The 22,109-nt window shown below is 59.1% G+C and carries 16 protein-coding genes and 1 pseudogene; 8 read left to right on the forward strand and 9 right to left on the reverse strand.

What is annotated here, in order from left to right:
* The first annotated feature begins 10 nt into the window (after positions 1 to 10).
* On the forward strand, positions 11 to 325 hold the full coding sequence (locus FHT71_RS21425; RefSeq protein WP_132591088.1) for a succinate dehydrogenase assembly factor 2: 315 nt from the start codon (positions 11 to 13) through the stop codon (positions 323 to 325).
* On the forward strand, positions 325 to 3,831 hold the full coding sequence (gene mfd, locus FHT71_RS21430; RefSeq protein ID WP_183721824.1) for a transcription-repair coupling factor: 3,507 nt from the start codon (positions 325 to 327) through the stop codon (positions 3,829 to 3,831). Before FHT71_RS21425 ends, mfd begins: the two co-directional genes overlap by 1 nt.
* 6 nt (positions 3,832 to 3,837) lie before the next feature.
* On the opposite strand, the gene FHT71_RS21435 is transcribed toward mfd, so the two are convergent.
* Together FHT71_RS21435 and FHT71_RS21440 are read right to left on the reverse strand one after the other, a co-directional pair.
* Positions 3,838 to 4,509 carry a DsbA family oxidoreductase gene (locus tag FHT71_RS21435; protein WP_007793605.1) on the reverse strand — a complete coding sequence of 224 codons (672 nt, stop codon included), beginning with the start codon at positions 4,507 to 4,509 and terminating at the stop codon, positions 3,838 to 3,840.
* A gap of 88 nt (positions 4,510 to 4,597) precedes the next feature.
* Positions 4,598 to 6,403 carry an extracellular solute-binding protein gene (locus FHT71_RS21440; protein ID WP_132591084.1) on the reverse strand — a complete coding sequence of 602 codons (1,806 nt, stop codon included), beginning with the start codon at positions 6,401 to 6,403 and terminating at the stop codon, positions 4,598 to 4,600.
* A gap of 269 nt (positions 6,404 to 6,672) precedes the next feature.
* On the opposite strand from FHT71_RS21440, the gene FHT71_RS21445 reads away from it, so the two are divergent.
* A complete protein-coding gene (locus FHT71_RS21445; RefSeq protein ID WP_007793597.1) occupies positions 6,673 to 7,332 on the forward strand; it encodes an invasion associated locus B family protein in 660 nt (219 codons plus the stop codon).
* A gap of 113 nt (positions 7,333 to 7,445) precedes the next feature.
* Here FHT71_RS21445 and hspQ read toward each other — a convergent pair whose 3' ends face one another.
* From hspQ to FHT71_RS21460, 3 genes are all read right to left on the reverse strand, one after another.
* On the reverse strand, positions 7,446 to 7,775 hold the full coding sequence (hspQ, locus tag FHT71_RS21450; RefSeq protein ID WP_007793594.1) for a heat shock protein HspQ: 330 nt from the start codon (positions 7,773 to 7,775) through the stop codon (positions 7,446 to 7,448).
* Between the two features lie 151 nt (positions 7,776 to 7,926).
* Positions 7,927 to 9,336, reverse strand: a complete 1,410-nt coding sequence (glnA, locus tag FHT71_RS21455; protein ID WP_007793591.1) for a type I glutamate--ammonia ligase — start codon at positions 9,334 to 9,336, stop codon at positions 7,927 to 7,929.
* A 52-nt stretch (positions 9,337 to 9,388) separates the two neighbouring features.
* Complete coding sequence (locus tag FHT71_RS21460) at positions 9,389 to 9,727, reverse strand: P-II family nitrogen regulator (RefSeq protein ID WP_003539626.1); 339 nt, start codon at positions 9,725 to 9,727, stop codon at positions 9,389 to 9,391.
* 342 nt (positions 9,728 to 10,069) lie between these two features.
* On the opposite strand from FHT71_RS21460, the gene FHT71_RS21465 reads away from it, so the two are divergent.
* Positions 10,070 to 11,545 (forward strand): NAD(P)H-hydrate dehydratase, encoded by a 1,476-nt coding sequence (locus FHT71_RS21465; protein WP_183721826.1) that lies wholly within the window; start codon positions 10,070 to 10,072, stop codon positions 11,543 to 11,545.
* Positions 11,546 to 11,553: 8 nt separating this feature from the next.
* Here the strand turns inward: FHT71_RS21465 and FHT71_RS21470 are convergent, their stop codons facing one another.
* The 3 genes and pseudogenes from FHT71_RS21470 to uvrA all read right to left on the reverse strand — a co-directional run bounded on the left by FHT71_RS21470 (position 11,554) and on the right by uvrA (position 15,759).
* Positions 11,554 to 12,360, reverse strand: a complete 807-nt coding sequence (locus FHT71_RS21470; RefSeq protein ID WP_007793587.1) for a DUF72 domain-containing protein — start codon at positions 12,358 to 12,360, stop codon at positions 11,554 to 11,556.
* Between the two features lie 15 nt (positions 12,361 to 12,375).
* A pseudogene (locus FHT71_RS21475) lies at positions 12,376 to 12,838 on the reverse strand (GNAT family N-acetyltransferase).
* Entirely contained in the window at positions 12,835 to 15,759 is a 2,925-nt protein-coding gene (gene uvrA, locus FHT71_RS21480; protein ID WP_132591080.1) for an excinuclease ABC subunit UvrA, read from the reverse strand. The pseudogene FHT71_RS21475 and the gene uvrA overlap by 4 nt, the downstream one beginning before the upstream one ends.
* A gap of 249 nt (positions 15,760 to 16,008) precedes the next feature.
* Here uvrA and FHT71_RS21485 point away from each other — a divergent pair, with 249 nt between their 5' ends.
* Together FHT71_RS21485 and FHT71_RS21490 are read left to right on the forward strand one after the other, a co-directional pair.
* Positions 16,009 to 16,530: a single-stranded DNA-binding protein gene (locus FHT71_RS21485; RefSeq protein ID WP_007793578.1), complete on the forward strand. Its 522-nt coding sequence runs from the start codon at positions 16,009 to 16,011 to the stop codon at positions 16,528 to 16,530.
* Between the two features lie 423 nt (positions 16,531 to 16,953).
* On the forward strand, positions 16,954 to 17,325 hold the full coding sequence (locus FHT71_RS21490; protein ID WP_183721829.1) for a hypothetical protein: 372 nt from the start codon (positions 16,954 to 16,956) through the stop codon (positions 17,323 to 17,325).
* Between the two features lie 59 nt (positions 17,326 to 17,384).
* Here the strand turns inward: FHT71_RS21490 and FHT71_RS21495 are convergent, their stop codons facing one another.
* Positions 17,385 to 18,026 (reverse strand): MarC family protein, encoded by a 642-nt coding sequence (locus FHT71_RS21495; protein ID WP_007793571.1) that lies wholly within the window; start codon positions 18,024 to 18,026, stop codon positions 17,385 to 17,387.
* 225 nt (positions 18,027 to 18,251) lie between these two features.
* Between FHT71_RS21495 and gyrA the strand changes: the two genes are divergently transcribed.
* Together gyrA and FHT71_RS21505 are read left to right on the forward strand one after the other, a co-directional pair.
* Positions 18,252 to 21,035: a DNA gyrase subunit A gene (gene gyrA / locus FHT71_RS21500; RefSeq protein ID WP_132591076.1), complete on the forward strand. Its 2,784-nt coding sequence runs from the start codon at positions 18,252 to 18,254 to the stop codon at positions 21,033 to 21,035.
* 111 nt (positions 21,036 to 21,146) lie between these two features.
* The gene (locus tag FHT71_RS21505; RefSeq protein WP_183721831.1) at positions 21,147 to 21,650 is read left to right on the forward strand and encodes a GNAT family N-acetyltransferase; all 504 of its coding nucleotides are present in this window, start codon (positions 21,147 to 21,149) and stop codon (positions 21,648 to 21,650) included.
* The last annotated feature ends 459 nt before the right edge of the window (positions 21,651 to 22,109 follow it).

Here is a 22,109-nt window from a genome sequence, read left to right on the forward strand (position 1 = left end):
AGGTAATGCCATGACGGGTGTGTCACTCTCGAGCGCCGATCTTGATCCGCGCCGCCGCCGAATTCTCTTTCGCTGCTGGCATCGCGGTATCCGCGAGATGGATCTGGTCTTCGGGCAGTTCGCCGAGAAGGAGATCGCCACCCTGTCGGAGACCGAGCTCGACGAGTTCGAAACCATCATGGCCGAAGAGGATAACGATCTCGTGCGCTGGATCATGGGAACATGGCCGGTGCCCGAGCGTTTCCAGACGCCGATGTTCGCGCGCCTTGCCGCTTACAAGCCAGATTTCGAGTATCCAGCCGACGCCCTGCCCAGGTACGCCTAATGATCCCAGGTCTTGACGCAAAGAAGCTGTCAGTTGTCGCCGAACCGCTGACGATCGGCAACGTGCCCACAGGTATGGAGGCTCTGTTGCTGGCCAATCTGGCACGCGCCGGCGAACCGGTCGCCTATGTGCTTTCCGATGGCCAGCGGATGGTGGACCTGGAGCAGATGCTCGGCTTCGTTGCCCCCGAGACCCCGGTCCTCACCTTGCCGGCCTGGGACTGTCTTCCTTACGACCGCGTTTCACCGAGCGCCGACACATCTGCGCGCCGTCTTGCGGCGCTGGGCGGTCTGATCGCGCATCACAAGAAGCCACACGCTGCGATCGTGCTGGTGACCGTTAATGCAATGCTGCAGAAGGTCGCCCCGCAGGCGATCATCGAGAGCCTCGCGTTCTCGGCACGTGCGGGAAACACCGTGCGCATGGACGACATCGCCGGGCGGTTGGAACGCAACAGCTTCGACCGCGTCGCTACGGTGCGCGAGGTTGGCGAATATGCGGTGCGTGGCGGCATTCTGGATGTCTTCGTGCCGGGTTCCGAGGAACCTGTTCGCCTCGACTTCTTCGGCGACACGCTGGAAAGCATCCGCAGCTTCGATCCGGCAAGCCAGCGCACAACAGGGCAGGTCCGCTCACTCGACCTCAACCCGATGAGCGAAGTTACCCTGACACCCGATACCATCAGCCGTTTCCGCAAGGGCTACCTCTCCTCGTTCGGCGCGGCGACACGCGACGATGCGCTCTATCTCGCCATATCGGAGGGGCGACGCTATCCCGGCATGGAGCATTGGCTGCCGCTTTTCTACGAGAAGCTGGAGACGGTGTTTGACTATCTCAAAGGTTTTCGGCTGGTCACTGATCACACGGTGCGCCAGGCTGCCGAGGAGCGTTCCAAGCTTGTCTTCGACTATTATGACGCCCGCCTGAATACCGGACAGCCCGGCAAGGGGCAGATGGCGCAAGGAACACCCTACAAGCCCGTGACACCCGGCCAACTCTACTTGGACGGAAAGACTTTCGCCAACACGCTCGACGCGTTCAATGCGATGCGTATTTCACCCTTCAACGAGCATGAAGGGGAAGCGCGTCGCGTCGTCAATCTCGACGCCCGGCAGGGCGAGCGTTGGGCACGCTCTAACGCTGAGGGTGGTGGCAACGCCGAACGCATTAATGTGTTCGACGCTGTCGTCAAGCATATTGCCGACAAGCGCTCATCCGGCGCGAAGGTGCTGATTACCGCCTGGACGGAAGGCTCACTGGAGCGTCTGCTGCAGGTACTGAACGAGCACGGGCTCGAGCGCGTGAAGCCGATCGACGCACTGAAGGAGATGGACAGCCTTGCCAAAGGCGAGGCGGCGGCCAGCGTACTCAGTCTCGAATCCGGATTTGAAGTCGGCAATCTCGTCGTGATCGGCGAGCAGGACATCCTCGGCGACCGCATGGTGCGGCGTTCGAAGCGGCGCAAACGCGCTGCCGATTTCATCTCCGAGGTTGCCGGGCTCGACGAAGGTTCGGTCGTCGTCCACGCGCAGCATGGTATTGGTCGATTTGTAGGCCTGCGGACCATCGAAGCGGCCGGCGCACCGCATGCCTGCCTCGAACTGCAGTACGCAGATGACGCGAAGCTGTTCCTGCCGGTCGAGAACATCGATCTTCTGTCACGCTATGGTGGCGAGGGGACGGAAGCACAGCTCGACAAGCTCGGCGGCGGCGCATGGCAGATGCGCAAGGCCAAGCTCAAGAAACGGCTGCTCGACATGGCGGACGCGCTGATCCGCATCGCCGCCGAACGCCTGACACGCCATGCGCCAGTGTTGACGACACCGGAAGGGCTCTACGACGAATTCGCCGCCCGCTTCCCCTATGACGAAACGGAAGACCAGGACAACGCCATCGAGGCTGTGCGCTCTGACCTTGGGGCTGGTCGACCGATGGATCGTCTCGTCTGCGGCGATGTCGGCTTCGGCAAGACGGAGGTGGCGCTTCGTGCCGCCTTCGTGGCCGCGATGAACGGCATTCAGGTTGCTGTCGTCGTGCCGACAACGCTGCTGGCGCGCCAGCACTTCAAGACCTTCGCCGAGCGATTCCGCGGCTTGCCTGTGCGCATCCAGCAGGCCTCGCGCCTCGTCGGGTCAAAGGAACTGGCGTTGACGAAGAAGGAAGTCGCGGAGGGCAAGACGGATATCGTCGTCGGCACCCATGCGCTTCTCGGCGCCGGGATCAAGTTTGCCAATCTCGGGCTGCTGATCATCGACGAAGAGCAGCATTTCGGCGTCAAGCACAAGGAGCGCCTGAAAGAGCTGAAGAGCGACGTCCACGTACTGACGCTTTCGGCAACGCCGATCCCGCGCACGCTGCAGCTTGCGATGACTGGCGTGCGCGAGCTGTCGCTGATCACGACGCCGCCGGTCGACCGCATGGCTGTTCGTACCTTCATTTCGCCGTTCGATTCGCTTGTCATCCGCGAAACGCTGATGCGCGAGCATTATCGCGGCGGCCAAAGCTTCTATGTCTGCCCGCGGCTCGCCGATCTGGAGGATGTCCATGCGTTCCTGCGGTCTGACGTGCCGGAGTTGAAGGTCGCGGTCGCGCACGGTCAGATGCCGGCCGGCGAACTTGAGGACATCATGAATGCCTTTTACGATGGCCGCTATGACGTACTGCTATCAACGACGATCGTGGAATCCGGCCTCGACGTGCCGACTGCCAATACGCTGATCGTCCACCGGGCCGATATGTTCGGCCTCGCGCAGCTCTATCAGCTTCGCGGTCGTGTCGGGCGCTCCAAGGTGCGCGCCTTTGCGCTCTTCACGCTGCCGGTCAACAAGGTGCTGACGGCGACGGCGGAACGTCGCCTCAAGGTGCTGCAGTCGCTCGATACCCTGGGCGCCGGCTTCCAGCTTGCCAGCCACGATCTCGATATTCGCGGCGCCGGCAACCTGCTCGGCGAAGAGCAGTCCGGCCATATCAAGGAAGTCGGCTTCGAACTTTACCAGCAGATGCTGGAAGAGGCCGTTGCCGAGGTGAAGGGCGTGGATGAGATCCAGGATAGCGGCTGGTCGCCGCAGATCTCGGTCGGAACGTCGGTCATGATCCCGGATGGCTACGTGCCCGATTTGCACCTGCGCATGGCACTCTATCGCCGCCTCGGGGAGATTACGGAACTGAAGGAAATCGACGCCTTCGGCGCCGAGATGATCGACCGCTTTGGTCCGATGCCGATCGAGGTCCAACACCTCCTGAAGATCGTCTATGTGAAATCGCTCTGCCGCGTCGCCAACGTCGAGAAGCTGGATGCAGGTCCGAAGGGCGTGGTGATCCAGTTCCGAAACAAGGAGTTTCCGAATCCTGCAAACCTGGTCGGCTATATCGCCAAGCAGGGAACGATGGCGAAGATCCGACCGGACCAAAGCGTGTTCCTCACGCGCGATTTGCCGACGCCTGAAAAAAGGCTGCAGGGCGCAGCCGTCATCATGACGCAGCTCGCGGAAATGGCGAAGACGTAAGGACGTTCAGTTCATGCCTGCGCGCGCTTCGGCCTTCGCCTTGGCGATGTCGCGAAGCGCGCCCGCCAACACATCAGGCGTCTGCGCACCGCTGACGGCATACTGCTGATCGAAGATGAAGAACGGGACGCCGTTCACCCCCATCTTCTGCGCGGCCTCGATCTCCGCGATCACCAGATCCTTGTCCGCATCGGACGCCAGCAGGGAGGAGACGACGGCTCGGTCCATGCCGGCCTTCTCTGCGATATCGAGCAGGACGGCATGGTCGCCGACATTGCGCCCTTCCTCGAAATTCGCTCTGAAGAGCGCATTGACAAGACGGTCCTGCTTCTCTCGATCCTCAACCATCGCCCAATGGATCAAACGATGCGCATCCAGCGTATTCGGACCGATCTTGATCGCGTCGAAGTCGAACTTGATACCCACCTCACGACCGAGTTCACTCAGCGTCTTGTGCCCTTGAGCGACACGCTCGGCACCGCCAAGCTTCTGCTCGAGCGCCTTCTTCTGGTCGACGCCTTCCGGCGGATAGTCGGGGTTGAGGCGGTAGGGGCGCCAGTTGATGTCGACGCCGACCTCGTCCTGAACTTCGGCAATCGCGAGTTCCAACCGTGCCTTGCCGAGATAGCACCACGGGCAGACGACGTCAGAGACAACGTCGATGGTAATGCGTTCCATGGGCTTTTCCCTTTTTCCTGAAATCGAAACCTTCCGCCATCTAGGCCTTGTGGCCGAAGACTTCAACCAGGCAGGAAATGGGAACCGTCTATTGGACGCTCTGATCCCACCAGGCTGGCAGCTGGTAGCCGTAGAGGGGCACGATGTCGGGATGACCGATCCTCTTGCTGCGCGCCACCCATTGCTTGTCAACGTGATAAAGCGGCAAGACATAGTGTCCCGATAACAGCATGCGATCGTGCGAACGCACCGCGGCGGTAAAGTCCTCTGCCGAGCGAGCGGTGAGGATATGCTGGATCAGCGTATCGACGTCAGGGTCGGCAACTCCGGCGAAGTTGTCGGTGCCGTCCCGCTCCTTGGCCGCTGAAGACCAACGTCCCAGCTGTTCGATGCCGGGAGACAGGGATGAGGTGTAGGACTTGACGATCACGTCATAGTCAAAACTGCTAGTACGGCTCTGATATTGGGAATCGTCCACCGTGCGGATCGTCGCGGCAATGCCGAGCAGCTGCAGCGAGCGCTGATAGGACACCGCCAGCTTCTCCTGGTCGGTGTTCTGCGTCATGATCTCGAAAGAAAGCGGACGGCCGTTAGCGTCGCTCATCTTGCCATTCTTGATGGTGTAGCCTGCTTCCTTGAGGAGCGCCGCCGCTTGTTTCAGGACATTGCGATCGCGGCCCGAACCATCGGTCACGGGAAGTTTGTAGGTACCGTCAAGAATCGCCGGATCGATTCGATCCTTGATCGGCCCGAGAAGCTTCAGCTCGCGTTCGTCAGCCGGCACTCCGAAGCTCGACAGGTCGGAGTTCTGCCAGAAGCTCTGGGTGCGGATATAGGCGTTCGAGAAGAGGTTCTTGTTCGCCCATTCGAAATCGAAGATCAGCGACAGCCCCTCGCGAAGCTTCGCGTTGGCAAAGACCGGCCGACGAGTGTTGAAAACGAAGCCGAACATGCCGCTCGGCAGCTTCGGCTCGAACGTGTCCTTGACGACGTTGCCCGAAGTAACAGCAGGGAAGTTGTAGGCGCTTGCCCAATGGCCGGGACTGCCGTCCGGGTAGATGTCGATGTCGCCTTTCTTGAAGGACTCAAAGAGGGTCGTGTCCTGCAAAAAATACTGGACTGTTATCTGATCGTAGTTGTCGAGACCGACCTTTGCCGGAATGTCCTTGCCCCAGTAGTTGGGATCGCGCTCGAAGGTGATGCTTTCGCCGGGCTTCAGTGATTTGACCTTGTAGGGGCCGGACCCCACGGGAGGCGTGAGCGACGAACGATCGAATGTCTCCGGATCGATGGCATGTTTCGGCAGGATCGGCGTCGAGCCGGCCAGAATCAGCGGGAATTCGCGATCGGCCTTGTCGTTGAAGGTAAAGCGAACACTGTGGTCTCCGACCTTCTCAATCTTGTCGACGGCATTCAGTCGCGTGCTGAAGGGCACGCGGCCCTTTTCCTTCAAAAGATTGAAGGTGAAAATCACGTCATCCGGTGTCACCGGCTGGCCGTCCGACCACTTGGCGGCCGGATTGAGATTGAACTGGATGTAAGTGCGGTCCTCATCCCATTCGACGGACTGCGCCAGCAGACCGTAGAGCGTGAAGGGTTCGTCACGCGAGCGAAGCATCAGCGTTTCGAAGACGAGGTTCCCGTATTCCGGATCCCACATGCCGCGCGCCGTCGTGCGCATACTTTTCAAGATGAAGGGATTGAGGCTGTCGAAGGTCCCAACGACGCCATAACTGATCTTGCCGCCCTTTTTCACATCGGGATTGGCGTAGGGAAGATGCTTGAAATCGGCGGGCAGGGCCGGCGCGCCGTGCATCGCGATGCCATGCACCGGCTCGGCGAGAGCTGCACTGCCAACCAAGGTGAAAATGACAGGAAGAACGATCCGGAGCATCGTTGAGGTCCTTTCCGGGGAACGGCACGATTCGGCGCAAGACTATCATGCAGCCACCGCAATTCACCATCCGCGCCGAATTCTTTCGGATGACCCTGAAAAGGTCAAAGAAATACTGGATATCTGACCCGACGCAATGTAACAGGGGAACCCGAAGTCGGGGGGGTCATGCATTTGCCTCATTGTTTTAAGAGGTGGAGTGCGAACAACCCTGTTGGTGAGGATGGCACGTTGTCGTCCCTAAGGGATTTCAGGAGACGGAATTCGTTATGATGTTCAAGGCTGAAAACAAAACGCGGGCAGCCCTGTCCGTTCTGGCAGTGATGCTTGGTGCTGCAGCAGCTCCCGTATCGTCCTTCGCGCAGGATGCAGCGGCCTCCGCCGACGCTCCCGCCACGGCTGCCGGCGCCCCGCGTCTCGGCTGGTACAAGACCTGCAGCAAGCAAGAAGACAACGACGTCTGTGTCGTCCAGAACGTCGTTCTCGCAGGCGGTGGCCAGCTCGTTACGGGCGTCGGCCTCATCAGCGTCTCCGGCAAGATTAACAACAAGAGCCTTCAGGTTTCGGTGCCGCCGGCCCGTCTGATCCCGCCAGGCGTCGCGATGCAGATCGACGGCGGCAAGGCCCAGAAGATCGATTACCTGATGTGCATGCCTGACCGTTGCGTCGCCCAGATCCCGCTGACCGACGCCATGGTCGCTAGCCTGAAGAAGGGCACCGATCTAGTGCTGACCTCGATCAACTTCCGCCGCGCGCCGAATCCGATCAAGATTTCGCTCGAAGGCTTCACCGGCGCATTCGATGGCGAAGCGGTATCCGCTTCCAAGCTCGCCGAAAGCCAGAAGAGCCTGCAGGACAGCATGCAGAAGAAGGCTGACGAAGCGCGCAAGAAGCTTGAGGAAGCCCAGAAGGCTGCCAAGGCTCAGTAATTCTGAGCCGTATGACCTTACGAAAACCCGGCGTTGGCCGGGTTTTTTTGTTGCATGATCCAGGCAAAGAAAAACCCCGCGTTGAGCGGGGTTTTGAAAGATAGCACAGGACGTTAGTGGGCGAAGTTCATCTTGGGTTTGAACTGCCCCGTCGGTGCCATATCGAAAATCTGATAGACCTGTTCATTGCGGAGCGGCACGCCGCTCTCGTCGTTCACCAGGTTCTGCTCGGATACGTAGGCAACGTATTCGTTTTCATCATTCTCGGCTAGCAGATGGTAGAAGGGCTGATCCTTGCTGGGGCGCACCTCGGCGGGAATGGAATTCCACCATTCTTCCGTATTCGCGAATTCCGGATCGACATCGAAGATCACGCCGCGAAACGGAAATACCTTGTGCCGAACCACTTCACCGATACTAAACTTAGCTACTCTTTCTTTCATGGTACGACTTCCTTTCATCACCTGATTTGGTGATTGGCCTCACTCAAATCAAGATTTGTGCGAGATCTCGTCACATGAGTGTCACCCCTCTTGGCAGCCATGACATCGACAGACGAAGCCCCGAGCGAGCCGGGGCTTCGCTTCTTGATGATCAAGCCGAGTAGTACATGTCGTACTCGACCGGATGCGGCGTCATCTCGAAGCGCATCACTTCGGCCATCTTCAGCTCGATGAAGGAATCGATCTGGTCATCATCGAAAACACCACCGGCCGTCAGGAACTTGCGGTCTTTGTCGAGACTTTCCAGCGCTTCGCGCAGCGAGCCGCAGACCGTCGGGATCTTCTTCAGCTCCTTCGGCGGCAGGTCGTAAAGGTCCTTGTCCATGGCCTTGCCCGGATGGATCTTGTTCTTGATGCCATCGAGGCCGGCCATCAACATCGCAGCGAAGGCGAGGTAGGGGTTAGCCATCGGATCCGGGAAGCGCACTTCGACGCGCTTTGCCTTCGGGTTGGTGCCGAACGGAATGCGGCACGAAGCAGAACGATTGCGGGCCGAGTAGGCCAGCAGAACCGGTGCTTCGTAGCCCGGGACGAGACGTTTGTAGGAGTTCGTCGACGGATTGGTGAAAGCGTTGATTGCCTTGGCGTGCTTGATGATGCCCCCGATGTAGTAGAGGCAGGTTTCGGACAGGCCTGCGTATTCGTCGCCCGCAAAGGTCGGCTTGCCGCCCTTCCAGATCGACTGATGCACGTGCATGCCCGATCCGTTGTCGCCGAAGATCGGCTTCGGCATGAAGGTCGCCGTCTTGCCATAGGCGTTGGCGACCTGGTGCACGACGTACTTGTAGATCTGCATCTTATCGGCATTGCGGACGAGCGTGTCGAACTTGATGCCGAGTTCGTGCTGGGCAGCCGCCACTTCATGGTGATGCTTTTCGACGACGACGCCCATTTCCGACAAAACCGTCAGCATTTCCGAACGCATGTCCTGGCAGCTGTCGATCGGCGGAACCGGGAAGTAGCCGCCCTTGACACGCGGACGGTGACCAAGGTTGCCGGTCTCATATTCGGTGTCGTCGTTAGACGGCAGCTCCGTAGAGTCGAGCTTGAAGCCGGTATTGTAGGGATCAGCTTTGTAGCGAACGTCGTCGAAAACGAAGAATTCTGCTTCCGGACCAACGAAGACAGTGTCGCCGATGCCGGATGCTTTCAGGTAAGCCTCAGCCTTCTTGGCAGTGCCGCGCGGATCGCGGTTATAGGCTTCGCCAGAAACCGGGTCGAGAATATCGCAAAGAATGACCATGGTGGACTGCGCGAAGAACGGGTCCATATGAACCGTTTCCGGGTCCGGCATCAGCACCATGTCGGATTCGTTAATGGCCTTCCAGCCAGCGATCGAGGAGCCGTCGAACATGACGCCATCAGCGAACATGTCCTCGTCGACACAGACGACGTCCATCGTCACATGCTGCAGCTTGCCCTTTGGATCGGTGAAGCGCAGGTCCACGAACTTGACGTCGTTTTCCTTGATTTGCTTAAGAATTTCGCTTGCGGTCGCCATTAAATAGTTCCTTTATTTGAGATGACGATGGTTCGCCGGAAGGCGATAAAAGTTAGATAGCGTCGATACCGGTTTCGCCGGTACGGATGCGGATAACCTCCTCGACATTGGACACGAAAATCTTGCCGTCGCCAATGCGGCCGGTTTGGGCGGCCTTGCGGATCGCGTCGATGACGGCTTCCGCGTTTTCGTCCGCGAGAACGACTTCCACTTTCACCTTCGGTAGGAAATCGACCACATATTCCGCGCCACGGTAGAGTTCCGTATGGCCCTTCTGGCGACCGAAGCCCTTCGCTTCCGTAACTGTAATACCCTGCAGGCCAACTTCCTGAAGGGCTTCCTTCACTTCGTCGAGCTTGAAGGGCTTAATGATCGCTTCGATCTTTTTCATGAGAAAATGACTCTCCGCTTCTCCCGTTAAAAGCAGGCTCAAGCCTACTTTGCGTCATGATGCAGTTATCGTGCCAGTTGGGAAGCCGATTTTTCGAAAAACACCGCCAACCGTGCGAAAAAGTGCGCAACATCAGCGGTTTTCGCGTTTTTTTGGATAGAAACTTTCGAAAATCGACGCACTGAAGGCAAATCCTGGCCAATTTCTGGAATATTTGCCCACACTAATAATTCCCGACAAAGTACTGAGCCAGCCTTTCGTTTGTGCAATTGCATATTTTTTGATCTGCGTAGAGATCAGTCGACCGGTTGTTATTTAGGCGATTTCTGTTTGAATGCGGTGATGACCGAAAGAATCTCCTTGTTGCTCCTTACCCCGGAAGACATGACAGCTGTTGACGCGGCGGCAGCCGCGTCCGGTATCAACAGCTATTCCCTTATGGAACGGGCGGGGGCCGCCGTAGCAGCCATTTTGCTGCGCGATTTTCCGACGGCCCTTCGCGCGGCCGTGCTTTGTGGACCTGGCAATAACGGGGGCGACGGCTATGTTGCAGCTCGTCGGCTGGCTGAGAGCGGTGTCGCTGTCGACGTATTCCAATTGGGCAAACCGGAAAGGCTCAAGGGAGATGCCGCCCGCGCGAGGGACAGTCTGGCGCCGACCCGCGCACAGCCGCTTGAGACGTATCAGCCGCGCAACGGCGATGTGGTTATCGATGCCCTGTTCGGGGCCGGCCTTGCCCGCGATGTTCCGGAGAACGTCTTCGAAGTGATTGGACGGGTGAAGGAGGCGCGGGTGCCGGTGATTGCCGTCGACTTGCCATCCGGCGTCGACGGTCGCACCGGAGCCATCCGAGGAGCGGCCTTTGTGGCGGCTCGGACTGCGACCTTCATGACGCGGAAACCCGGTCATCTCTTGATGCCGGGGCGAGAGCTCTGCGGCGAACTGGAGGTCTTCGATATCGGCATACCCGCCCGCATCGTCCGCGCTGAGAAGAAGCAACAGATCGCCGAGAACAGGCCAGAACGATGGCGACATCTGCTGCCATCGAGCGGACTGGAAACACACAAATACAAGCGTGGCCACCTTGTCGTCTTCTCCGGTGAAGCGAGCAGGACCGGCGCTGCGCGGATGTCGGCGATGGCGGGGTTGAAGGCCGGGGCAGGGCTTGTGACAATCGCCGCGCCAGAAGGCGCATTGGGCGCCAATGCGGCGCACCTTACGGCGATCATGCTGCATGCGATCGACGATGAGGCGGCGCTCCGCGATTGGCTCCGCGACGAACGGCTACAGACATTCGTTCTTGGCCCCGGTTTTGGCGTCGGTGACAAGGCACGCCGGTTCGTGGCAGCGCTTTCCAAGCGGCATCTGGTGCTTGACGCCGACGGGCTTTCTTCGTTCAAGGATGCCCCGGACGAGCTGTTTTCAAGGTTCTACGGCAAGCCGCGGCTGGTGCTTACGCCACACGAAGGCGAGTTCGGCCGACTGTTTCCCGATATCGCCGCCGATGCGGCCATGGGGAAGGTCGAAAAGGCGCAGGCTGCAGCGGCGCGAGCGAACGCCGCAATCGTCTACAAAGGCTCCGATACCGTCATCGCATCGCCTGACGGTAGAGCTTATATCAACGTGAACGCCCCGGTTTGGCTCGCGACAGCCGGCTCCGGGGACGTCCTTGCCGGGATCATCGGAGCACTGATGGCCCAAGGCTTTCCCGCTTTCGAAGCGGCGGCTGCCGGAGTCTACATGCACGGAGAGGCTGGCGTGCGGGCCGGCAAAGGGCTGACCGCGGAAGAACTGGCAACGCATGTTCTTCCACTCTAGAAACGGCGCTATTGTGCCGTCGCTTCCTGTAGGGCCATAGCCCCGAACGGCGCATTGACCTTGCCTTCGTGGATCATGAAGGCGAAAACGTCCCGCGGCTGCGCCGCGACCTTGCGGCTGCCATCGATCAGCGGCAGATCGTCTGGAAACTTGCCCTCCGCCCAGGTCTCGAGGCGCTTGGCCCAGGCCTTTAGATCGCTTGACGAATAGCATGTCCTGATGTCGTCCGAGCCCTTCTGGAGGCGGGCATAAACGAAGTCAGCCGTCACATCCGCGATCATCGGGTAATCGAAATGCTCGGCGCAAACAGGCGCGACTCCATACTTCGCAAGCAGCGCAACGAATTCCGGCACCTTGAACGAGTCGTGACGCACCTCGACGACATGCTTCAGAGACAAGCCATCCTGCTTGCTAGGCAGCAACTTCAGAAAGCCTTCAAAGTCCTCCGGATCGAACTTCTTCGTCGGCGCGAACTGCCAGAGGATTGGCCCCAGGTGAGGGCCGAGCTCAGTTAGACCCTGGGTCAGAAAGCGCTCCATCGACTCGCCGGCTTCCGTCAGCACGCGGCGATTGGTGACAAAGCGACTGGCCTTAAGCGAAAATATGAACTCGTCAGGTACATCCGCGGCCCACTTGGCGAAGGTCTCCGGCTTCTGCGAGCTGTAGTAGGTGCCGTTGATCTCAATGACTTTCAGCTTGCGGCTTGCATAATGCAGTTCGTCTTTCTGCTTCAGGTCCCCGGGGTAGAAATGATCCCGCCATGCCTCGAAGGTCCAGCCGCCGATGCCGACGCGAATATTGCCGGATTTCGTCATTTCTTCCTCCTCTGATTACATCTGTACGCTGACTTGCTTTGCCATATCGACGATCACCCATCCTGGCCAATGCGGATGCTCCCGGCGACCCGTTTCCTGAAAGCCAAACGCGCGGTAGATCGCAATATTCCGTTCCATGCGCGCATTTGTGTAGAGACGAATTCCGGAAGCCCCATTCCCGCGCCGTCTCTTCCGCCCATCGCAGAATGGCAACACCGTGGCCGGCACCCTGGAATCTCGGGGCGACGGCAATGCTGAAGAGCATCATATGCTCTGGGTGCCGCTCGACGACGGCTAACCCTGCAAGCTCGCCCTGCACTTCCCGCAACCAGACCTCACCGCGACCAATGCGCGGTCCGTAATTCTCGCTGACCGGGATCGGTGGACGCCCGAGGAGACGCGTGTACGGAGCATAGGCTTCGGCGGTCAGCGCTCCGACCGCCTGCAGATCATCGAGCGACGCCGCTCTCAGCATCACTCGGCTGCCACTACAGCTTTTCGAGCAGGGCGCCGCTCAAGCAACTCCTTCAGAAAGTGTCCGGTATAGGATCGCTCCTCCTTGACGATCGCTTCCGGCGTGCCGACGGCAACGATCTCGCCGCCGCCATCACCGCCTTCCGGACCGAAATCAAGAATCCAGTCCGCGGTCTTGATGACCTCGAGATTGTGCTCGATAACGACGACCGAATTGCCCTGATTGACCAGCTCCTGCAGCATTTCCAAAAGCTTGGCGACGTCGTGGAAATGAAGACCGGTCGTCGGTTCGTCCAGGATATAGAGCGTGCGGCCTGTCGACCTCTTCGACAGCTCCTTTGCCAGCTTGACGCGCTGCGCCTCGCCACCCGACAGCGTGTTCGCTTGCTGTCCGACCTTGATGTAACCGAGGCCGACATCCTTCAACGCTTGCAGCTTGTCCCGCACGGCGGGGACGGCGGCGAAGAAATCGACACCTTCTTCTACCGTCATATCGAGCACGTCAGCAATCGACTTGTGCTTGAACGTAACGTCAAGCGTCTCCCTGTTGTAGCGCTTGCCGTGGCAGACATCGCAGGTGACGTAGACGTCAGGCAGGAAATGCATCTCGATCTTGATGACGCCGTCACCCTGGCAGGCTTCGCATCGACCGCCCTTGACGTTGAACGAGAAACGCCCGGGCTGATAGCCTCGCGCCTTCGCTTCCGGAAGGCCGGCAAACCAGTCGCGGATCGGGGTGAACGCGCCCGTATAGGTCGCCGGGTTGGAGCGCGGCGTGCGGCCGATCGGCGACTGATCGATATCGATAACCTTGTCGATATGCTCGAAACCGTCGATGCGATCATGATCGGCCGGAATTTCGCGGGCGCCCATGACGCGACGCGCAGCCGATTTATACAGCGTCTCGATCAGGAACGTCGACTTTCCGCCCCCGGATACGCCGGTGACCGCCGTAAACACCCCGAGCGGGATGGAGGCGGTGACATTCTTCAGATTGTTGCCGCGGGCACCGACGACCTTGATCTCCTTGCCCTTCTTGGGCTTGCGTCGCTCGTCGGGAACCGGAACGCCCAGTTCGCCGGACAGATATTTCCCGGTCAGCGACTTCGGGTTTGCCATGATCTCCTGCGGTGTGCCGTGGGCAATCACCTGGCCACCATGGATGCCGGCCGCCGGACCGATGTCGACGACGTCGTCGGCGGTCAAGATCGCGTCCTCGTCATGCTCGACCACGATCACGGTATTGCCGATATCGCGAAGGTGCTTCAGCGTATCGAGCAACCGGGCGTTATCGCGCTGATGCAGGCCGATCGAAGGTTCGTCGAGGACATACAATACACCGGTCAGGCCGGAACCAATCTGTGACGCCAACCGGATACGCTGACTTTCACCGCCCGACAGGGTGCCGGAGTTTCGCGACAGGCTTAGGTAATCCAGGCCGACGTCATTGAGGAAGCGCAGGCGGTCGCGGATCTCCTTGAGTATCCGGACCGCGATCTCGTTCTGCTTGGCGCTCAGCGACTGCGGCAGGACCTCGAACCAGTCACGGGCGACGCGGATCGACATATCGGTCACCTGGCCGATATGCAGCGTATTGATCTTGACGGCAAGCGCCTCGGGCTTCAGGCGGAAACCGCCGCAAGACGGGCAGGGCGCGGCCGACATGAAGCGCTCGATTTCCTCGCGCGCCCAGGCGGAATCCGTCTCTTTCCAGCGACGCTCGAGATTAGTGATGATGCCTTCGAAGTTCTTGTGCGTGGTATAGGACCGTGCACCATCGGCATAATGGAATTCGATCTTCTCGTCGGTGCCATTCAAGATGACGTCCTTGGCCTTATCGGACAGATCGTTCCAACGGGCGCCGAGCTTGAAGCCGTAATGCTTGCCGAGGGCTTCGAGCGTCTGATTGTAATAGGGCGAGGTCGACTTCGCCCATGGCGCAATGGCGCCGTCGCGCAGCGTGCGCTCGGGTTCGGGCACGATCAGGTTGGCGTCGATCTTCTGCTGGGCGCCAAGGCCGTCGCAGGTCGGGCAGGCACCGGCTGGATTGTTGAACGAAAAAAGCCGCGGCTCGATCTCAGGAATGGTGAAGCCCGACACCGGGCAGGCGAACTTTTCCGAAAAGAGAACGCGTTCATGCGTTTCGTTGAGCGACTTGTTGGCAGAGCCGCCGGCGGCGGTTTCTTCCGGCGGCAGCGGCTTGTCGGCGAATTCCGCGACAGCCAAGCCGTCGGCAAGCTTCAGCGAAGTCTCGAAGCTGTCGGCAAGTCGCGAAGCCATATCCGGTCGCACGACAATGCGGTCGACCACGACGTCGATGTCATGCTTGTACTTCTTGTCGAGAGCCGGCACGTCCGCGATCTCGTAGAACTGACCGTCGACCTTGACGCGCTGGAAGCCCTTCTTCATCAGGTCCGCGAGTTCTTTCTTGTATTCGCCCTTACGCCCGCGCACGAGCGGCGCGAGAATGTAAAGACGCGTGCCTTCTCCGAACTCCAGCACGCGATCGACCATCTGGCTGACCGTCTGACTCTCGATCGGCAGCCCGGTCGCAGGCGAATAAGGCACACCGACGCGGGCAAAGAGCAGACGCATATAGTCGTAGATTTCGGTCACCGTGCCGACCGTCGAGCGTGGATTGCGCGAGGTCGTCTTCTGCTCGATCGAAATCGCTGGCGACAAGCCGTCGATCTGATCGACGTCGGGCTTCTGCATCATTTCAAGGAACTGGCGCGCATAGGCCGAAAGGCTTTCGACATAGCGCCGCTGCCCTTCGGCATAGATCGTGTCAAAGGCAAGCGACGATTTTCCGGACCCCGAAAGGCCGGTCATGACGATAAGCCTGTTTCGCGGCAGATCGAGATCGATGCCCTTCAAATTGTGCTCACGCGCGCCGCGGATGGAAATCGTCTTCAGTTCGCTCATCGTCTTCTGCTTCTGTGCTGGAACAAGCCCCTTATTTAGTGATGCCGGCTGGCGAGTCGAGGCTGAATGTCCGTCCCCTGCAAGGTTTTCGATTCGGTTGACAGGATCATAGGGATAAATTAGAACAAATAAAGAACAAAATTCCTTGTGGATGAACTGGTGATGGACGCCCATCGCCGGTGCTCTATGGTTTAAGGTGCACCGATTGTTTCAAGCGCCGCCGGGCAGGGCGGCAGGTAAGGTGAAAGTATGGCTGGCAGCGTAAACAAGGTAATTCTGATCGGAAACGTGGGCGCCGACCCCGAAATCCGGCGGACCCAGGATGGCCGGCCGATCGCCAACCTTCGCATCGCAACGTCCGAGACCTGGCGTGACCGCAACTCCGGCGAACGCCGCGAGAAGACGGAATGGCATACGGTCGTGGTCTTCAATGAGGGCCTCTGCAAGGTCGTCGAGCAGTATGTGAAGAAGGGTGCTAAGCTCTACATCGAGGGCGCGCTGCAGACCCGCAAGTGGCAGGATCAAAACGGCCAGGACCGCTATTCGACGGAAGTCGTTCTGCAGGGCTTTAACTCGACGCTGACGATGCTCGACGGTCGCGGCGAGGGCGGGGGCGCAAGCTCCGGCTTTGGCGGTGGTCGTGGCAGCAATGCCGGCGGTGATTTCGGCGGCGGCGATGACTACGGTGCGCCCTCGCAATCGACTGGTCGCAGCAGCGGCGGTAGCGGTGGAAACTTCTCGCGCGATCTCGATGACGATATCCCGTTCTGATCGCAGCGCAACTTTGGTGACATCAGCTCGACGGCGCGCTGCAAAGTGCGCCGTCTTTGTTTGATCTCAGAGCCGGGGGCGCACAGGTCTTTCCGCCGCGTCAGCCTTAAGAGGCCCAGATGCGCCTCCGCTCGCGGAAATTGTCATTGCTGTCTGACGGTGTAATAGGCGGGCACGAACGCAATGTCCGCGCGCAACGTGGCGTCTCGCTGCTGCAACAAAGTGATCCATTTTCTGCGCCTTAGCCGAATTGGCTAACAAACCGTAGGCATTGTAAGAGATTCTAATCAAAGTAGCAGTGTCTCCCTCTCCGAAAGGATAGGTGCGGCAGGGTTTCCAAATTGACGGGCTAGCACGATATTTCGTGTCATGAGAGAAATAGGTTCCCAATTTGGGTTGCTCACGACCAGCGCAGCACGGCGAATGGTCAGCGAGGATTTATTGGAACTCGGTTTGGATCTCGACCGCCTAAGTGAAGATCATTTGCGGAGGCTCTGGGCCGAATTCAAATCGATCCGGGCGCAAGAGACGCATATGAGGTCGATCGCGATCCGGATCTTCGTCTGGTATATCGTTGAAAGCAAGTTGTTCAGCTCGTCCGCGATGCGCAGATCCGGTGCTGTCGGCAGATCAATTGCAACCATGCGGGCATGGACAGCCAGCGATCCGGCTCTAGAGCCAGTTGTCGTCCGGGAAGCCGAGGCAATAAAGCTCTTCCTCTACCAGATATTTGAGAACGCCGCGGCGCCCCGAGGAACGATCTTGGAAGCGCAAACGCGGTTGCTGCAGGCATAGAACGCAGGTACGAAGGGACGCTGCACTCGCATTTGCCGCAAGAGAAACCCTAGCTCAATCTAGCCAGCCGGCATCGTCCCCAGCGTTGACTTCAAGCCATCGACCACGAACTGCGTGGCAAGCGCAGCCAGGATGACGCCGAGAAGGCGGGTCAGAATTGCGCGCCCCGTAACGCCGAGGAAGCGATCGAGCCGGTCGGCAATCAGCAGCGCCAGAAACAGCAGCAGCAAACTTGATGCAATGACGATGATCAATTGCGCACGCTCGAGTGAACCCTGCATCGACCCAGCAATCAGAATCGTTGCCGAAATGGCGCCAGGACCGGCGATCAGGGGAAGTGCCAACGGAAAGACCGAAATATTGTGGATGTGATCGACGGTGATCGCCTGCGTGCTGGTCTTCTCCTTACGGTCCTGCCGCTTCTCGAACACCATTTCAAAAGCGATCCAGAACAAGAGGAGACCACCGGCGATACGGAAGGCTCCGATCGAGATGCCGAGCACGCCCAGCACACTGGCCCCGAACAGGGCGAAGACGGCAAGAATGACAAAGGCGATGATCGTGCCGCGCATCGCCACCTGCTTTCGCTGACTGCGGCTCATGCCGGTGGTGAGCCCGAGAAAGATCGGCGCAAGGCCGGGCGGATCGATCGTGACAAGCAGCGTCGTGAAAGCGTTGATCAGTTGGTCGGCGCTTGCCATTGTCTCTCCATGAGCCCATATGAACGCTTGGTTTTGGGCAATTGTGATGCTGAGAAATCAATTTGGCAAATGGCGCTCTCTGGATGGCGTAAATTGTTGCCGTTGAGGCCAAAATTGCCCTCATAAGACCGCAAAAGACTGTTCAAAACCCTTGCCAAAATTGGCGCAGGAACAGCCTTTCCGCTATAAATCTTCAAGTGATTCTAGAAGAGATCGTGATCCGTTTTGACTGAGCAAACACCCCCCGGCGGCGGGAAGCTCCCGCCAGGCATCGAGCCCATCTCCATCATGGAGGAAATGCAGCGGTCGTACCTCGACTACGCGATGAGCGTTATCGTGAGCCGCGCCCTGCCTGATGTGCGCGACGGCCTGAAGCCCGTGCACCGGCGCATCCTCTACGGCATGTCCGAACTCGGCATCGATTGGAACAAGAAATACGTAAAATGCGCCCGTGTTACCGGGGATGTGATGGGTAAATACCATCCGCACGGCAACGCGGCGATCTACGACGCGCTGGCGCGTATGGCGCAGGACTGGTCGCTTCGACTGCCGCTGATCGACGGCCAGGGCAACTTCGGCTCTGTCGACGGCGATCCGCCGGCGGCCGAACGCTACACCGAGTGCCGCCTGCAGAAGGCCGCGCATTCGTTGCTCGACGATCTCGACAAGGAAACGGTCGACTTCCGTGACAACTATGACGGCACGCTCTCCGAGCCTGTCGTCGTTCCCGCCAAGTTCCCGAACCTGTTGGTCAACGGAGCGGGTGGCATTGCCGTCGGCATGGCGACCAACATCCCGCCGCACAATCTTTCCGAAGTCATCGACGGCTGCATCGCGTTGATCGACAATCCGGCGATCGAACTGCCCGAGATCATGCAGATCATTCCGGGTCCTGACTTCCCGACCGGCGCCAAGATCCTCGGTCGTGCCGGCATTCGCTCGGCCTACGAGACAGGCCGCGGTTCGGTGATCATGCGCGGTGTCGCCGCCATCGAGCCGATGCGCGGCGATCGCGAACAGATCATCATCACCGAGATCCCCTATCAGGTGAACAAGTCGACGATGATCGAGAAGATGGCCGAACTGGTGCGCGACAAGCGTATCGAAGGCATCTCCGACCTGCGCGATGAATCTGACCGCCAGGGCTATCGCGTCGTCGTCGAACTGAAGCGCGATGCCAATGCGGACGTCATCCTGAACCAGCTCTACCGCTATACACCGCTGCAGACCTCCTTCGGCTGCAACATTGTGGCGCTGAACGGCGGCAAGCCGGAACAGCTGACGCTGCTTGACATGCTCCGTGCCTTCGTCTCGTTCCGCGAGGAAGTTGTTAGCCGGAGAACGAAATTTCTACTGCGCAAGGCCCGCGAACGAGCCCACGTCTTGGTGGGTCTGGCGATTGCCGTTGCCAACATCGACGAAGTGATCCGCGTGATCCGGCAGGCGCCGGATCCGCAGTCTGCCCGCGAAGAGCTGATGACACGCCGCTGGCCGGCATCCGATGTCGAAAGCCTGATCCGCCTGATCGATGACCCGCGGCACCGCATCAACGAGGACCTGACGTATAACCTCTCGGAAGAGCAGGCGCGCGCCATCCTCGAGCTGCGTTTGGCCCGTCTGACGGCTCTCGGCCGCGACGAAATCGGCGATGAACTCAACAAGATCGGCGAAGAGATCAAGGATTACCTGGAAATTCTGTCGTCGCGAATCCGCATCCAGACGATCGTTAAGGACGAGCTCGCAGCCGTTCGCGACGAATTCGGCACGCCGCGTCGCACCGAGATCATGGACGGCGGCCTTGAGATGGATGATGAGGATCTCATCGCCCGCGAAGACATGGTCGTGACCGTCTCGCATCTCGGCTACATCAAGCGCGTGCCGCTGACGACCTATCGTGCCCAGCGCCGTGGCGGCAAGGGCCGTTCCGGCATGACCACGCGCGACGAGGATTTTGTTAGCCAGCTATTCGTTCTCAACACACATACGCCGGTTCTGTTTTTCTCCTCACGCGGTATCGTCTACAAGGAGAAGGTCTATCGCCTGCCGATCGGCACGCCGACCGCACGTGGTAAGGCGCTCATCAACATGCTGCCGCTGGAGCCTGGCGAACGCATCACGACGATCCTGCCGTTGCCGGAGGACGAGGAGAGCTGGGACAAGCTCGACGTCATGTTCTCGACGACACGCGGGACTGTTCGCCGCAACAAGCTTTCCGACTTCGTCCAGGTCAACCGCAATGGCAAGATCGCGATGAAGCTCGAGGAAGAGGGCGACGAAATCCTCTCCGTCGAGACCTGCACCGAGCATGACGATGTGCTTCTGACGACCGCACTCGGCCAGTGCATCCGCTTCCCCGTTGATGATGTCCGCGTCTTCGCTGGCCGCAACTCGATCGGCGTTCGCGGCATCAACCTCGGCGATGGCGACCGCATCATCTCGATGACGATTGTCGGACACGTGGATGCCGAACCCTGGGAGCGCGCAGCCTATCTGAAGCGAGCCGCAAGCGAGCGGCGCCTGACGACGGGTGACGCTGAGGAAATCTCGCTGGTCGGCGAGGAGGTGACCGAGGAAGGTCAATTGAGCGACGATCGCTACGAGGAACTGAAGGCACGCGAGCAATACGTGCTGACGGTTTCCGAAAAGGGCTTCGGCAAGCGCTCCTCTTCCTACGACTTCCGGATTTCCGGCCGCGGCGGCAAGGGCATTCGCGCCACCGACACGTCCAAGACGGCCGAGATCGGCGAGCTTGTGGCTGCCTTCCCGGTCAACGACGGCGACCAGATCATGCTGGTATCGGACGGCGGCCAGCTGATCCGTGTTCCCGTGGGCGGCATCCGCGTCGCGAGCCGCGCAACGAAGGGCGTCACCATCTTCTCAACTGCCAAGGATGAGAAGGTCGTATCGGTGGAGCGCATCAGCGAGCCTGAGGAAGAGGCAGAAGACGTTGCCGAGATTGGTGACGACATTGCCCCGACCCCGGAAAGCGCACCTGACACGGAAGCTTGATGTGTTGCTATTCTGAGCTTGAAAACCGGGCAGTTCCGCTGCCCGGTTTTCTTTTTGTCGGAAACCAAGAGGCGCTGCCTCAACCATCTCGAATAGTAGCGCTGGAGTCGAATGGAGAGCAGATTGATCCGAATCCTCGGTATTGATGACGTTGCCATTTTCCAGCGTATTCGCCTGGAAGCGCTGCGGCTCGAGCCCGCTGCCTTTGCCAGCAGCGCCGAGGACTGGGAGGCGCTCACAGATGAAGAATGGCGCAAACGGCTGAACGACGGGCCGGTATTCGTGGCCTTCAGGCATGATGATCCTGTTGGCATTATGGGTCTAAGCCGACAACGTGCCAGTAAAATGGCGCACCGCGCAACGTTGATAATGGTCTATGTGCGTCGTTGTGAAAGGGGTGGCGGCTGCGCCAAGTCACTTCTGGATGCGACGGTGGGCTATGCGCGAGGGAACGGTATCCGACAGCTGGAGCTCGCGGTCAGCGCTGAGAATATGGCTGCCATACGGTTTTATGAACGCGAAGGCTTCCATGAGACCGGGCGTATTCCCGGCGGTTTTATGCATGACAACAGAGAGATCGACGACGTCATAATGGTGCGGCGCATCGAAGATTAGAAAGTCTCGCGTAAACATCGTCGAACAGGGATCGCTGGCACCATCCTTGGGCAGGAAAAAGGCCGGACGAACTCAATTCATCCGGCCTTCAGTGGCTGAAATTTTCGATCCCAGAATGGCGACAGCGGTTAGAACCAGCTGTGCTTTCCATCAACCTTCTTTACCTCTTTGCTTTCATGGCGAAGGGCTGAAATGGTGGAAGCCACGGACACGACAAACATGATACTGATAAGAGCAGTAAGCACAGTCAATATCGTGAACATGAGCAATCCTCCTGGGTTTTGCGTTCACGTTCCTTAGTACTGGCTTGCTATCGTCGCGCGTGCCGACGCATAGGGACCATACACCTTGGACGCATCCACTTTGTGATCGTAGAGCGCGACTGTCGCTGCAAGCATACCAGTCATCATTACCATCCAGACAGCATTAATCATGGTAATCTTGTTGGGCATATTTTCT

The organism is Rhizobium sp. BK060 (assembly GCF_014193145.1).
GTDB lineage: Bacteria > Pseudomonadota > Alphaproteobacteria > Rhizobiales > Rhizobiaceae > Rhizobium.